The organism is Streptomyces sp. CBMA156 (assembly GCF_014596515.1).
Taxonomy (GTDB): Bacteria; Actinomycetota; Actinomycetes; order Streptomycetales; family Streptomycetaceae; genus Kitasatospora.
Window position 1 is genome coordinate 1 of record NZ_MSJQ01000422.1, and the last position, 15,097, is coordinate 15,097.

Sequence of the window (15,097 nt, forward strand, 5' to 3'; positions counted from 1 at the left end):
CTGCTGGTGAGCACCAGGTGCTCGGCGCCGTTGGCGGCCGCCCAGCGGGCGACGTGGCCGCCGAGGGCGCCGGTGCCACCGGTGATCAGGATCGTGCCGCGCGGCGTCCACGAGCCGCCCGCCTGGTCGGCGAGCGAGGAGCGGACGAGGCGGCGGCCGAACACGCCGGTCGCGCGGACCGCGAGCTCGTCCTCCCCGCCCTGGCCTGACAGCACGTCGGCGAGGCGGGTGACGGCACGGTCGTCGACGGTGCCGGGCAGGTCGACCAGGCCGCCCCAGCGGTTCGGGTGCTCCAGGCCGGCCACCCGGCCGAGGCCCCAGACCTGCGCCTGCGCGGGGTCGGCGGCGAGGTCGGAGCGGCCGACGGAGATGCCGCCGCGGGTGGCGAGCCAGAGCGGGGCCTCGACGGCCGCGTCGCCGAGTGCCTGGACGAGGGTGAGCGTCCCGGCGAGCCCGGCGGGCACGAAGGGGTGGGCGGCGTGCGGGGCGGCGTCGAAGCCGAGCAGCGACAGCACGCCGTTCGGCGGGGTGTCACCGGCCGCCGCGCGGATCCGCTCGGCGAGCGCGGCGCGGTCGGTGTCGGCGGCGTCCCACTCGACCCGCACGGCCACGCCGCCGCGCGCCGTCAGGGCACGCTCGGCGGCGGGCACCCAGGCGTCCCCGGCGGCCTCGCCGGCCGGGACGACCAGCAGCCAGGTGCCGGAGACGCCGGCGGTGGGGGCGGAGGAGAGCGGCTTCCAGGTGACGCGGTAGCGCCACGAGTCGACGGTGTTCCGCTGCCGGCTCTGCCTACGCCAGGTCGACAGCACGGGCAGCGCGGCCTCCAGCCAGGCCGGCTCGGCGCCGTCGACGGCGAGCGCGGCGGCGAGGGCGGCGGTGTCCTCCCGCTCGACGGCCTCCCAGAAGCGCGTCTCCTCGGGAGCGGCGCCGCTGACGGCGGCCGGCTTCTCGGGCGCGGCCGACTCCAGCCAGTAGCGCTGGTGCTGGAAGGCGTACGTCGGCAGGTCGATGCGGCGCGCGCCGCGACCGGCGAAGACGCCGTCCCAGTCGAGCACCGCGCCCCGGGTGTGCAGGCCGGTGACGGCCTGGGTGAAGGTCTGGGTCTCGGGGCGGTCCTTGCGCAGGACGGGAGCGAAGTGGCCGTCCGTGATCTCCTGGGCGAGGGCCGACAGGGTGCCGTCCGGGCCCAGCTCCAGGAAGTCGGTGACGCCCTGAGCGGCCAGGTAGGCGATGCCGTCGGCGAAGCGGACCGCCTGACGGACGTGGCGCACCCAGTACTCGGGCGACGTCAGCTCGGTGGCGAGTTCGCCCGTGACGTTGGAGACGACGGCGAACTTCGGCTCGGAGTAGGTGAGTTCGGACGCCACGGCGCGGAACTCGGCCAGCATCGGCTCCATGCGCGGCGAGTGGAACGCGTGGCTCACCCGCAGCTGACGACCCTTGCGGCCTTCGCTCTTCCAGTGCTCCAGCACCTCCAGCACGGCGGCCTCGTCGCCCGAAACCACCACCGAGGAAGGCCCGTTGACCGCCGCAATGGCGATCTCCGACTCGCGGCCGGCCAGCAGCGGCAGCACCTCGGCCTCGGTGGCCTGGATCGCGGCCATGGTGCCGCCCGCGGGCAGCGCCTGCATCAGGCGCCCTCGGGCCTCGACCAGCTTGGCCGCGTCGTCCAGGGAAAGGACTCCGGCGACGTGGGCAGCGGCGATCTCACCGACGGAGTGGCCGACCAGGAAGTCGGGCTTCAGGCCCCACGACTCGACCAGACGGAACAGTGCGACCTCGACGGCGAACAGTGCCGCCTGTGTGTAGGCGGTCTGGTCCAGCAGCTCGGAAGCCTCGAACACCACGTCCTTCAACGGGAATTCGAAGCGGGAACACACCTCATCGAAGGCGGCGGCGAACACCGGGAACGCCTCGTACAGCTCCTGACCCATCCCCGCCCGCTGGCTGCCCTGCCCCGTGAACAGGAAGGCCAGCCCGCCGACCGAACCAGCCGATCCGGCGACGACACCCGAGCCGGTCCGGTCCTCGGCCACCGCCGCGAGGCCGGCGAGCAGCTCGTCGCGGTCCGCGCCCGAGACGACCGCCCGGTGCTCGAACCGGGCCCGCGACAGCGCCAGCGAGTAGCCGACGTCCGTGAGCGGCAGCTCCGGCCGCTCCCCGGCGAAGGCCGCCAGGCGCGCGGCCTGGTCGCGCAGCGCCGCCTCCGACTTGCCCGACACCACCCACGACACCGGAGCGGTGACGGTGGCCTCCGCCGCCTCCTCGGGCTCCTCCGCCGGAGCCTGCTCCAGGATCACGTGGGCGTTGGTGCCGCTGATGCCGAACGAGGACACCGCCGCCCGGCGCGGACGCCCGGCGGCCGGCCAGTCCCGCGCCTCCGTCAGCAGCTCCACCGCGCCCGCCGACCAGTCGACCTTCGTCGACGGCTCGTCCACGTGCAGGGTCTTGGGCATGACGCCGTTGCGCAGCGCCATGACCATCTTGATGATGCCGCCCGCGCCGGCGGCGGCCTGGGTGTGGCCGACGTTGGACTTGAACGAGCCGATCCACAGCGGGTTGTCGGCCGGGCGCTCCTGGCCGTAGGTGTTGATCAGGGCCTGGGCCTCGATCGGGTCGCCCAGGCTGGTGCCGGTGCCGTGCGCCTCGACCACGTCGATCTGGTCGGAGGAGAGCTGCGCGTTGTCCAGCGCCTGGCGGATGACGCGCTGCTGCGACGGACCGTTCGGCGCGGTCAGGCCGCTGCTCGCACCGTCCTGGTTGACGGCCGAACCCCGCACCACCGCAAGCACCTTGTGCCCGTTGCGGCGCGCGTCCGACAGCCGCTCCAGCAGCAGCATGCCGACGCCCTCGGCGAAGCCGGCGCCGTCGGCCCGGTCGGAGAAGGCCTTGCAGCGGCCGTCGGCCGAGAGGCCGCCCTGGCGGGCGAGGTCGATGAAGGCCTCGGGGGTGGACATGACCGTGGTGCCGCCGGCCAGGGCCATCGTGCACTCGCCGTTGCGCAGCGCCTGCGCGGCCAGGTGCAGGGTGACGAGGGAGGAGGAGCAGGCCGTGTCGACGGAGACGGCGGGGCCCTCCAGGCCCAGGGTGTAGGAGATCCGGCCGGAGGTGACGCTGTAGGCGTTGCCGGTGCTGAGGTACCCCTCGACGTCCTCGGGGAGGCGGTCGAGCCGGGTCGCGTAGTCCTGGTACATCACGCCCGCGAATACGCCGGTCCGGCTTCCGCGCAGCGAGTGCGGGTCGATTCCGGCGTGCTCGAAGGCCTCCCAGGAGATTTCCAGGAGAAGGCGCTGCTGCGGGTCCATCGCGAGCGCCTCGCGGGGGGAAATCCCGAAGAAGGCGGGGTCGAACTGCGCGGCTTCGTAAAGGAATCCGCTTTCCCGGTTGTAGAACGTTCCGGGCTTTTCCCGGTCGGCGCTGTAGAGCCGTTCGATGTCCCAGCCGCGGTCGGACGGAAGGGCGGACACCGCGTCCCTGCCCTCGGCGACCATCTCCCAGAGTTCCTCGGGGGAATTGGCGCCACCGGGATAGCGGCAGCTCATTCCCACGATGGCAATGGGCTCGTGCGCCCGCGAGTCGGCCTCGTTCAACAGCTGCTTCGTCTGCTGCAGATCGGCCATTACCCGCTTGAGGTAGTCGCGAAGCTTCTGCTCATTCTGCATCTAAAGCAACCTCTTGAGGAGCGCGGCGGGACATCGACATGACTTCACATGCGACGCTAGGAGCTGGCTCCCCGCGGCGGCCACCCCTAGCGTCCCTAGTCGCCCCCCTACGACCCCAGAGGGGCGGGAATGCCGATCGGCCAGGGGATATTCGGCCCGCCGGGAAGGTCGTACGGGACCGAGGTCCGGTACGCGGATACGGGGCGGGGATCCCGGGCGGAGGCGTGGGGCGGAGGTCCGGTAGAGGGGTGCGGAACAGAGGTGTGGAACGGCCGTCCGGACGGCCGAGGGGCGGCCGTCCGGACGGATGGGGGTTCCGCGGGCCCTGGCGGGCCCCTGGGGTCAGCCCAGGCCGAGTTCCTGGTCGATCAGCGCGAACATCTCGTCGTCGCTCACCGCGTCCAGGTCCGTCACCGCGCCGCCGGCGCCGGCGCCCCCGCAGGACACCACCACGGAGCGGCCGAGGACGGCCAGCAGGCCCTGGAGGCGGTTGACCACCTTGTCCCGGTCCTCGTCCGACAGGTCGGCGGAGGACAGCGTGGCCTCCAGCCGGCCGAGGTCGGCGTGCACCGGCGCGGCGCCCTGGACGGCCGGGCCGGCGCTGATCCGGGTGCCGAGGTGTCCGGCGACCGCGCCCGCCGACGGGTAGTCGAAGATCAGCGTCGCGGGCAGGCGCAGCCCGGTCGCCCCGTTGAGCCGGTTGCGCAGCTCCAGGGCGGTCAGCGAGTCGACGCCGAGGTCGATGAAGCCGCGCCCGGCCTCGACCTGACGGTGGCTGGTGAAGCCGAGCACCTTGGCCACGTTGATCTGCACCAGCTCCAGCAGGACCTCGGCGCGCTTCTCCTCGCTCAGCCCGCCCAGCCGCCTGACCAGCAGCTCGGCCGGGGACTCCCCCGCCGCGCCGGCGGTCGACGCCTCGCGCCTGGCCGGCACCCGGACGAGCCCGTCGAGCAGGGCGGTGAGGTCGCCGACCGCGGCCTGGGCCCGCAGCTGCGGCAGGTCGAGCCGCACGGGCACGATCACGGCCTGCGCGGTCGCGAGCGCGGCGTCGAGGAGCTCCAGTCCCTCCGCCGAGGGGATCGTCGCCAGGCCCGAGCCGGTGATGCGCTGCACGTCGCCGGAGCCGAGCCCGGACGTCAGCTCGCTGCGCTGCTCCCACAGGCCCCAGGCCAGGGAGTGGGCGGTGAGCCCGGCGGCGCGGCGGTGCCGGGCGAGGGCGTCCAGGAAGACGTTCGCCGCGGCGTAGTTGGCCTGGCCAGGTCCGCCGAAGACGCCCGCGGCGGAGGAGAAGAGGACGAAGGCCGTCAGGTCCAGCTCGCGGGTCAGCTCGTGCAGGTTGACGGCCGCGTCGACCTTCGGGCGCATGACCGCCTCCAGCCGCTCGGGGGTGAGCGAGCCGATCACGCCGTCGTCCAGCACACCGGCGGTGTGCACGACGCCGGTGAGCGGGTGCTCGGCGGGGATGCCCGCCAGCAGCGCCGCCAGGGCCCCGCGGTCGGCGGCGTCGCAGGCCGCGACGGTCGCCTCGGCCCCGAGCCCGGCCAGTTCGGCCACCAGCTCGGCGGCACCGTCGGCCGCCGGGCCGCGCCGGCTGGTCAGGAGGAGGCGGCGGACGCCGTGCGCGGTCACCAGGTGGCGGGCGACGAGGCCGCCGAGCGAGCCGGTTCCACCGGTGATCAGCACCGTCCCCTCGGGGTCGAACCGGGGAGCGCCGGACCCTGCGGCCTCGGCGGCGTCGGCCTCGGAGGCCACGGAGGCCGCGGCCGCGGCGGACGGCTCGACGCGGGCCAGCTTCGGCACGTACAGCACGCCGTCGCGCAGGGCCAGTTCCGGCTCCACGGAGGCGGCGGCCAGCGCCAGCACGTCGTACCCGACGGACTCGGCGCCGTCCGGGTCGAGGTCCAGCAGGACGAACCGCCCGGGGTTCTCGGCCTCGGCCGAACGCACCAGGCCCCACAGGGCCGCGTGCACCAGGTCGGTCGGCGCCGCGTCGGCCCGCCCGGCCGTCGCACCGCGGGTGACCATCAGCAGCCGGGCCCCGTCCAGCCGGTCCGCCGCCAGCCAGCCGCGCACCGTCTCCAGGGCGCGTACGGTCGCGGCCCTGGCGTCCTCGGCGAGCGTCGGCAGGGTGTCGGCGGCGCCCTCCGGGGCCCACGGCAGGCAGACCACGTCCGGCACCTGCCCACCCGCCTCGACGGCCACGAGCAGCTCGGTGAGGCCCGGGTGGACCGACACCCCGCCCGCGACGCTCTTCAGGGCGGCGTGCAGGCCGAGCGCGTCCTCGCCCACCGTCGCCCAGCTGCCCGTGGCGGGTGCGACCGCCGGGGCCGGCACCCAGTCCACGTGGTACAGCGGCCGGGCCGCGCCGCCCGCCGAGGCCAGCTGCCGGGCGGACACCGGCCGGGTCGCCAGGCCCTCCACGGAGACCACCGGCGCGCCGGTGGCATCGGCGGCGGCCAGGGTGATCCGCTTCTCCTCGTCCATGGTGAGGCGCACCCGCAGGTGGGAGGCGCCCTCCGCGTGGAAGGTGACACCGGCCCAGGAGAACGGAAGCCGGACCTCGGGCTCCTCCTCCCCGCCGGCCGCAGGATCGGCGGCAGCAGCCGCGACCCGGTGGTTCACGGCGACGATCGAGGCGTGCAGCGCGGAGTCCAGCAGCGCCGGGTGGACGGAGAATCCGCGGGTCGCGGTGCCCTCCGCGAGCTCCACCTCGGCGAAGACCTCCTCGCCGCGCACCCACACCGAGCGCAGGCCCCGGAAGACCGGACCGTACTCGTACCCCTGCTCGTTCAGCCCCTCGTACAGCCCGTCCAGCCCGATCTGCTCCGCCCCGGCCGGCGGCCAGGACAGCAGATCGGCCTCGACCGTGACGGCGGCCGCGCCGAGCGAGCCGACGGCGTGCGTCGTCCACGGCTCCTCGGCCGCGCCGTCCGGGCGGGAGTGGACGCCCACCGAACGGTGACCGGACGCCTCGGGCGCACCCACCACGACCTGCACCTGTAGCGCACCGGTCGCCGGGAGCACCAGCGGCGCCTGGATGGTCAGTTCCTCGACCTGGCCGTACCCGACCTGGTCACCGGCGTGCACGGCCAGCTCCACCAGGCCCGTGCCCGGCACCAGGACCGTCCCCATCACCGCGTGGTCCGCCAGCCACGGGTGCGACCGCAGCGAGACCCGCCCGGTGAACACCATGGTGTCGGTGCCGGCGGGCGTCACCACGGCACCCAGCAGCGCGTGCGCGCTCTCCACCAGGCCGAGCCCGGCGGGGTCACCGGCGGAGGCTCCGCCCTCCAGCCAGAAGCGCTGGTGCTGGAAGGCGTAGGTCGGCAGATCGGTGCGGCTCGCGCCGCGACCGGCGAAGACGGCCTCCCAGTCAAGGGCGACGCCGTGGGTGTGGAGACCGGCGACGGCCTGGGTGAAGGACAGCGCCTCCGGGCGGTCCTTGCGCAGGACGGGCGCGAAGTGGCCCTCGGCGATCTCCTGGGCGAGAGCCGACAGGGTGCCGTCGGGGCCCAGCTCCAGGAACCTGGTGACGCCCTGGGCCGCCAGGTAGGTGATGCCGTCGGCGAAGCGGACCGCCTCACGGACGTGGCGCACCCAGTACTCGGGGGACGTCAGCTCGGTGGCGAGTTCACCCGTGACGTTGGAGACGACGGCGAACTTCGGCGCCGAGTAGGTGAGTTCGGACGCAACGGCGCGGAACTCGTCCAGCATCGGCTCCATACGAGGCGAGTGGAACGCGTGACTCACCCGCAGCTGACGGCCCTTGCGGCCCTGCGCCTTCCAGTGTTCCAGCACCTCAAGGACGGCGGCCTCGTCACCCGAAACCACCACCGAGGAAGGCCCGTTGACCGCCGCGACGGCGATCTCCGACTCCCGACCGGCCAGAAGCGGCAGCACCTCCGCCTCGGTCGCCTGGATCGCCGCCATCGTGCCGCCCTCGGGCAGCGCCTGCATCAGGCGGCCACGCGCCTCGACCAGCTTGGCCGCGTCGTCCAGCGACAGCACACCTGCCACGTGGGCAGCGGCGATCTCACCCACGGAGTGACCAACGAGGAAGTCGGGCTTCAGACCCCACGACTCCACCAGACGGAACAGTGAGACCTCAACGGCGAACAGCGCCGCCTGCGTGTACGCGGTCTGGTCCAGCAGCTCCGAAGCCTCGAACACCACGTCCTTCAACGGGAATTCGAACCTGGCGCACACTTCGTCGAAGGCGGCGGCAAAGGTCGGGAAGGCCGCGTACAGCTCACGCCCCATCCCCGTCCGCTGGCTGCCCTGCCCCGTGAACAGGAGCGCGACCTTGCCACGGCCCACCGAAGCGCCGGACGCCTCACCACTCGCCAGGCCTGCCAGCCCGGCCAGCAGCTCGCCCCGGCTCGAACCCGACACCACCGCACGGTGGTCGAACCGCGCCCGCGACACCGCCAGCGAATACCCGACGTCCGTGAGCGACAGCTCCGGCCGCTCCCCCACGAACGACGCCAGGTTCGCGGCCTGCGCCCGCAGCGCAGCCTCCGACTTGCCCGACACCACCCACGCGACAGGAGCGTCGACGGTGACCGCGACGGCCTCCGCCGGCTCCTCCACCGGAGCCTGCTCCAGGATCACGTGCGCGTTGGTCCCGCTCAGGCCGAACGAGGACACACCGGCCCGGCGCGGACGCCCGGCCTCGGGCCACTCGCGGTTCTCGGTCAGCAGCTCGACCGAGCCCGCCGACCAGTCGACCTTGGACGACGGCCGGTCCACGTGCAGCGTCTGTGGCATGACACCTTCACGCAGCGCCATCACCATCTTGATCACACCGGCGACACCGGCGGCGGCCTGGGTGTGACCGATGTTGGACTTGATCGAGCCGAGCCACAGCGGGCGGCCCGCCTCCCGGCCCTGCCCGTACGTCGCCAGCAGCGCCTGGGCCTCGATCGGGTCACCGAGCGTGGTGCCGGTGCCGTGCGCCTCGACCACGTCCACGTCGCCCGTGGACAGGCCCGCGTCGGCCAGGGCCTGCCGGACCATGCGCTGCTGCGACGGGCCGTTCGGGGCGGTCAGACCGTTGGACGCACCGTCCTGGTTGACGGCCGAACCCCGCAGGACGGCAAGGATCTTGTGGCCGTTGCGGCGCGCCTCGGACAGCCGCTCCAGCACCAGCATTCCGACGCCCTCGCCCCAGATGGTGCCGTCGGCGGCCTCCGCGAAGGCCTTGATCCGGCCGTCCTCGGCGAGACCGCGCTGGCGGGAGAAGTCCGTGAAGGAGATCGGCGTCGCCTGGACCTGCACGCCGCCCGCGAGCGCGAGGGTGCAGTCGCCGCGCCGCAGCGCCTGCGCGGCCAGGTGCAGGGTCACCAGCGAGGAGGAGCAGGCGGTGTCCAGGCTGACCGCGGGGCCCTGGAGGCCGAGGCTGTAGGAGATGCGGCCGGAGGCCACGCTGTTGACGTTGCCGTTCGAGAGGAACGGTTCGAGGTCGGCCGGCACCGTCGGGAGGATGCAGCCGTACTCGTTGTGGATCACGCCGAGGTACACCCCGGTCGGGCTGCCCTTGAGCGAGGCCGGGTCGATGCCCGCCCGCTCCAGCGCCTCCCACGAGACCTCCAGCGCGAGCCGCTGCTGCGGGTCCATGGCGACGGCCTCGCGCGGCGAGATCCCGAAGAACGCCGGGTCGAAGGCCTCGACGTCCTTCAGGAAGCCGCCTTGGTGGACGTAGGTGGTGCCGGGCCGGTCGGGGTCCGGGTCGTAGAGCTCCTCCAGGTCCCAGCCGCGGCCCTGCGGGAAGTCGGCGATCGCGTCGCCGCCGCCCGCGACCAGCTGCCACAGCTCCTCCGGCGAGCCCACCCCGCCCGGGAAGCGGCAGGCCATGCCGACGATCGCGATCGGCTCCCGTCCGGCCTCCTCGACCTCGATCAGGCGATTGCGAGTTCGGCGCAGCTCCGCGGTCACGAACTTGAGGTTTTCCAGCAGCTTCACGTCTTGCGCCATTTCCGCATCACCTATCGAAGTCAATCTTCGGCGGACGGGCCCGGGTTCGACCCGTCCGTCCCCCTGAGAACAGAACGGCGGCCCGGACGGCGCGTGGCCGTCCGGGCTCGCCACGGCACTACGCCCCGCCGAACTCCCGCTGGATGATGTCCAGGATCTCGTCGGCCGTGGCCGACTCGAGGTCGTCGTTCCCGTGCTCGGCCCCGAGAGCCGTGCTCTGGACCTCGTTCCACCTGGCCAGCGCGGCCTGCAACCGGTCCGTGATCCGCGCGGCCTCCTCGCCCTCGGGCGAGGCGGCGGCGATCGCGGACTCCAACCGGTCCAGCTCCGACAGCACCGAACCGACGGGCGCGACGGCGGGCTCGGCGACCCCGCCGACCTCGGCGAGCAGGTACTGCGCCAGGTCCGCCGGGGTGGGGTAGTCGAAGATCAGGGTCGCGGGCAGGCGCAGTCCGGTGAGGGTGTTGAGCCGGTTGCGCAGCTCGACCGCCGTCAGCGAGTCGAAGCCCAGTTCCTTGAAGCTCCGCTCCGGCTCGATCGCGCCCGAGCCCGCGTGCCGCAGGACCTCGGCGACGTTCGACACCACGAGGTCGAGCAGGTGCTCCAGCTGCTCGGCCGCCGGGCGGCCGGCCAGCCGGTCGCCCAGCGACACCGGACCGCTGCCGGTGCCCGTGCCGGCCTGCGCCACGCGCCGCACCGGTGTCCGGACGAGCTTGCGCAGGATCGCGAAGTCCGGTCCGTCGCTCGGCTGGATCCGGTCCGGCTCCAGTCCCATCGGGGAGGCGACGGCGAGACCGGCGGACAGCACGACGTCCAGCAGTTCGAGACCCCGCCCGGTCGGCAGCGGGCTCATCCCCGCCTGACGGATCCGCTCGACGTCCGCGTCCGACAGGCCCTCGGTGATGCCGCTGCGCTGCTCCCAGAAGCCCCACTGGAGCGAACTCGCGACCAGGCCCTCCGCCCGGCGCTGCTCCGCCAGGGCGTCCAGGAAGGTGTTGGCGGCCGCGTAGTTGCCCTGGCCGGCGTCGCCGAACAGGCCCGCCGAGGAGGAGAACAGCCCGAAGGCCGCGAGGTCCAGGTCCCGGGTCAGCTCATGGAGGTTGTACGCCGCGTCCACCTTCGGGCGCAGCACCGCCTCCAGCCGCTCCGGCGACAGCGAGGCCACCAGGCCGTCGTCCAGCACACCGGCCGTGTGGAACACGGCGGTCAGCGGACGCTCGGCGGGGATGGTGGACAGGAGGCCGGCGAGGGCGTCTCGGTCGGCGGCGTCGCAGGCGGCGAACTCGACGGTGGCGGCGCCAAGTTCGAGCAGTTCCTCCGTCAGTTCGCGCGCACCGGATGCCGCGGCGCCGCGGCGGCTGGTCAGCGCCACGTGGCGGACGCCGTGCTCGACCACGAGGTGGCGGGCCACCAGGCCGCCCAGCGTGCCCGCGCCGGTGACCAGCACCGTCCCGGACGGGTCGAACTCCACCGGCTGTGCCAAAGCGTCCGAGGCGACCCGCACCAGACGCGGCACCATCACCCTGCCGCCACGCACCGCCAACTGCGGCTCACCCGACGACACCGCGCCCGTCAGCCGCTCCCACACCGGCGCGACGTCATCAACGTCCAACAGCGTGAACCGGTCCGGGTTCTCCGACTGCGCCGAACGCACCAGACCCCACACCGGAGCATGAACCAGATCCCCGACACCCTCACCGTCGACCGCGGCCACCGCACCACGCGTCACGAACACCAGCCGCGAACCCGCGAACCGCGCGTCCTCCAGCCACTCCCGCACCACACCCAGCGCCCGAACCACAGCCCCGCGCACCACATCCGCCGAAGCCGAACCCGACACCGGCTCCAACGGGAAGAACACCACACCCGGAACCGACGAACCCAGCCCCGCCAGACCCCCCTCACCCACAACAGCGAAATCACCAGCCGCAACCGACTCGGACTTCAGCTCCGACCACTCGACCCGGAACAACGACTCCTCGAAGCCCCCGGCCACCGACAGCTCACCCGCCGGCACCTCACGACGCACCACCGAACGCACCGAGAACACCGGCACACCCGAACCATCCGCCGCCACCACGGAATCACCCGACACCCGCACCCGCAGCACCGAAGCACCCGACGCGAAGACCGACACCCCCGACCACGACCACCCCGCACCAGGACCCGCCACACCCACAGCCGACTCCATCAGCCCCGGATGAACGACGAACCCCTCCACCGACACACCATCAGCGAGCGCGACCTCGGCGAACAGCTCATCACCGACCGACCACACCCCCTCTTCCACAACCCGCGCACCCGCCGGCGGCCACACCGACAGATCGAAGGCCGGCCCCTCCGACACCACCGACAACACACCCACCGCATGCACCGTCCACTCGGTCCCGTCACCGGCTCCGTCCGGACGGGAGAAGATCCGCACCTGACGACGGCCGTCCTCGCCGGCCTCGTCCACCGACACCCGCAGCACGACGCCGCCCTGCTCGGGCACGACGAGCGGAGCCCGCACGGTCAGTTCCTCGACCGTGCCGGCACCGGCCTGGTCACCGGCGTGCACCGCCAGCTCCACCAGAGCGGACGACGGCACCACCGCCACACCATGCACCCGGTGCTCACCCAGCCACCCGTGCGACTGCAACGACACCCGACCCGCCAGCACCACAGCATCCGAGCCCGGCAGCACCACCACCGCACCCACCAGCGGATGACCGGTGCTCCCGAGACCGAGGCTGGTCACGTCCCCGGCCGCAGCCGTCGAACCGAGCCAGAACCGCTCGCGCTGGAACGCGTAGGTCGGCAGATCCACCCGTCGGCCGCCGCGACCGGCGAACACGCCCGCCCAGTCGAGCGACGCGCCATGGGCGTGCAGGCCGGTGACGGCTTCGGTGAAGGACAGCGCCTCGGGGCGGTCCTTGCGCAGAACGGGGGCGAAGTGGCCCTCGGCGATCTCCTGCGCCAGCGCCGACAGGGTGCCGTCCGGGCCCAGCTCCAGGAACGTGGTGACACCCTGCTCCGCCAGGTACGCGACGCCGTCGGCGAACCGGACCGCCTGACGGACGTGGCGCACCCAGTACTCGGGCGACGTCAGCTCGGTGGCGAGTTCACCGGTGACGTTGGAGACGACGGCGAACTTCGGCTCGGAGTAGGTGAGTTCGGACGCGACCGCGCGGAACTCGGCCAGCATCGGCTCCATCCGCGGCGAGTGGAACGCGTGGCTCACCCGCAGCTGACGACCCTTACGGCCCTGCGCCTTCCAGTGCTCCAGCACCTCCAGCACCGCGGCCTCGTCACCCGAAACCACCACCGACGTCGGCCCGTTGACCGCCGCCACGGCGATCTGCGACTCGCGCCCCGCAAGCAGCGGCAGCACCTCCGCCTCGGTCGCCTCGATGGCGGCCATCGCACCACCCGTAGGCAGGGCCTGCATCAGCCGGCCACGCGCCTCGACCAGCTTCGCCGCATCCTCCAGGGAGAACACACCCGCGACATGCGCAGCAGCGATCTCACCGACCGAGTGACCCACCAGGAAGTCCGGAGTCAGCCCCCACGACTCCACCAGACGGAACAGCGCAACCTCAACGGCGAACAGCGCCGCCTGCGTGTAAGACGTCTGGTCCAGCAGCTCCGAAGCCTCGAACACCACGTCCTTCAACGGGAATTCGAACCTGGCACACACCTCGTCGAACGCCGCAGCGAACACCGGGAACGCGTCATACAGCTCCCGCCCCATCCCCGCCCGCTGGCTGCCCTGCCCCGTGAACAGGAACGCCACCCTGCCACGGCCCACCGAACCACCGGACGCCTCACCGCTCGCCAGGCCCGCGAGGCCCGCCAGCAGCTCGCCCCGGCTCGAACCCGACACCACCGCACGGTGGTCGAAGCGGGAGCGCGACAGCGCCAGCGAGTACCCGATGTCCGTGAGCGGCAGCTCCGGCCGCTGCTCCACGAACGACGCCAGCCGCCCGGCCTGCGCCCGCAGCGCCGCCTCCGACTTGCCCGACACCACCCACGGCACCGGAGCGTCGACCGTCACCTCGGTCATCCCGACCGGCCCGGCCTCCGGAGCCTGCTCCAGCAGCACATGCGCGTTGGTGCCGCTCATCCCGAAGGAGGAGACGGCGCAGCGCCGAGGCCGGTCGGTCTCCGGCCACTTCCGCGCCTCGGTGAGCAGCCGGACCGCGCCCGACGACCAGTCCACCTCGGGGGTCGGCTCGTCCACGTGCAGGGTCTGCGGCAGGATGCCCTCCTGCATCGCGAAGACCATCTTGATGATGCTCGCGACGCCCGAAGCGGCCTGGCTGTGGCCGAGGTTGGACTTGTGCGAGCCGATCCACAGCGGCTCGCCGCCCTCGCGGCCCTGCCCGTACGTGGCGAGCAGTGCCTGAGCCTCGATCGGGTCGCCCAGCCGGGTGCCCGTGCCGTGCGCCTCGACCACGTCCACGTCGCCGGTGGTCAGGCCGGCGTTGCTCAGCGCCCGCCGGATGACCCGCTGCTGCGCGGGGCCGTTCGGCGCGGTCAGGCCGTTGGAGGCGCCGTCCTGGTTGAGGGCGGTGCCCCGGACGACGGCCAGTACCCGGTGCCCGTTGCGCCGCGCGTCCGACAGCCGCTCGACGAGCAGCATGCCGACGCCCTCGGCCCAGCCGGTACCGTCCGCCGCCGCAGCGAAGGGCTTGCAGCGGCCGTCGCCGGCCAGGCCGCGCTGGCGGGAGAACTCCAGGAAGGTGTCCGGGGTCGACATCACGGTGACGCCGCCCGCGAGCGCGAGCGTGCACTCGCCGCGCCGCAGCGCCTGCACGGCCTGGTGCAGCGCGACCAGCGAGGAGGAGCACGCCGTGTCGATCGATACCGCCGGGCCCTCCAGGCCCAGGGTGTAGGAGATCCGGCCGGAGGCGACGCTGCCCGAGTTCCCGGTGCTGAGGTAGCCCGCCAGGCTGTCGATGGCCTGGACCGAGCCGGTGTAGTAGTCCGAGGTCATCACGCCGGCGAAGACACCGGTCTGGCTTCCGCGCACGGAAGCAGGGTCGATGCCGGCCCGCTCGAACGCCTCCCAGGAGGCCTCCAGCAGCAGCCGCTGCTGGGGGTCCATGGCCAGCGCCTCACGCGGCGAGATCCCGAAGAAGGACGGGTCGAACTCCCCCACGTCGTAGAGGAATCCGCCCTCGACCGAGACGGACTTGCCGAACGCGTCCGGGTCCGGGTCGTACAGGCCCTCGACGTCCCAGCCGCGGTTCGTCGGGAACCCGGCGATCGCGTCGGTGCCGTCCGCGATCAGCTGCCACAGCTCCTCGGGCGTGGTGACCCCGCCCGGGTAGCGGCAGGCCATGCCGACGATCGCGATCGGCTCGGTCGCGGCACCGACGAGCTGCCGGTTCTGCTGCTTGAGACTCTCGGTCTCCTTGATCGACGCACGCAGCGCCTCGACGAGTTGTGCCTGGGACGTTGTCATCAAGAGCTCCACA

At 73.1% G+C, this 15,097-nt stretch carries 3 protein-coding genes; all 3 read right to left on the bottom strand.

The genetic code is table 11. The annotated features are described in order from the left end of the window. Nucleotides 1-3,662 (bottom strand): type I polyketide synthase (locus BU198_RS37485; RefSeq protein WP_188301260.1); only part of this gene is annotated, 3,662 nt, incomplete at its 3' end. 342 nt (nucleotides 3,663-4,004) lie between these two features. Beyond that, nucleotides 4,005-9,749, bottom strand: a complete 5,745-nt coding sequence (locus tag BU198_RS37490; protein ID WP_411293280.1) for a type I polyketide synthase — start codon at nucleotides 9,747-9,749, stop codon at nucleotides 4,005-4,007. 4 nt (nucleotides 9,750-9,753) lie between these two features. Continuing rightward, nucleotides 9,754-15,084, bottom strand: coding sequence for a type I polyketide synthase (locus BU198_RS37495; RefSeq protein ID WP_188301262.1), 5,331 nt, complete (start codon nucleotides 15,082-15,084; stop codon nucleotides 9,754-9,756). Nucleotides 15,085-15,097 lie beyond the last annotated feature (13 nt).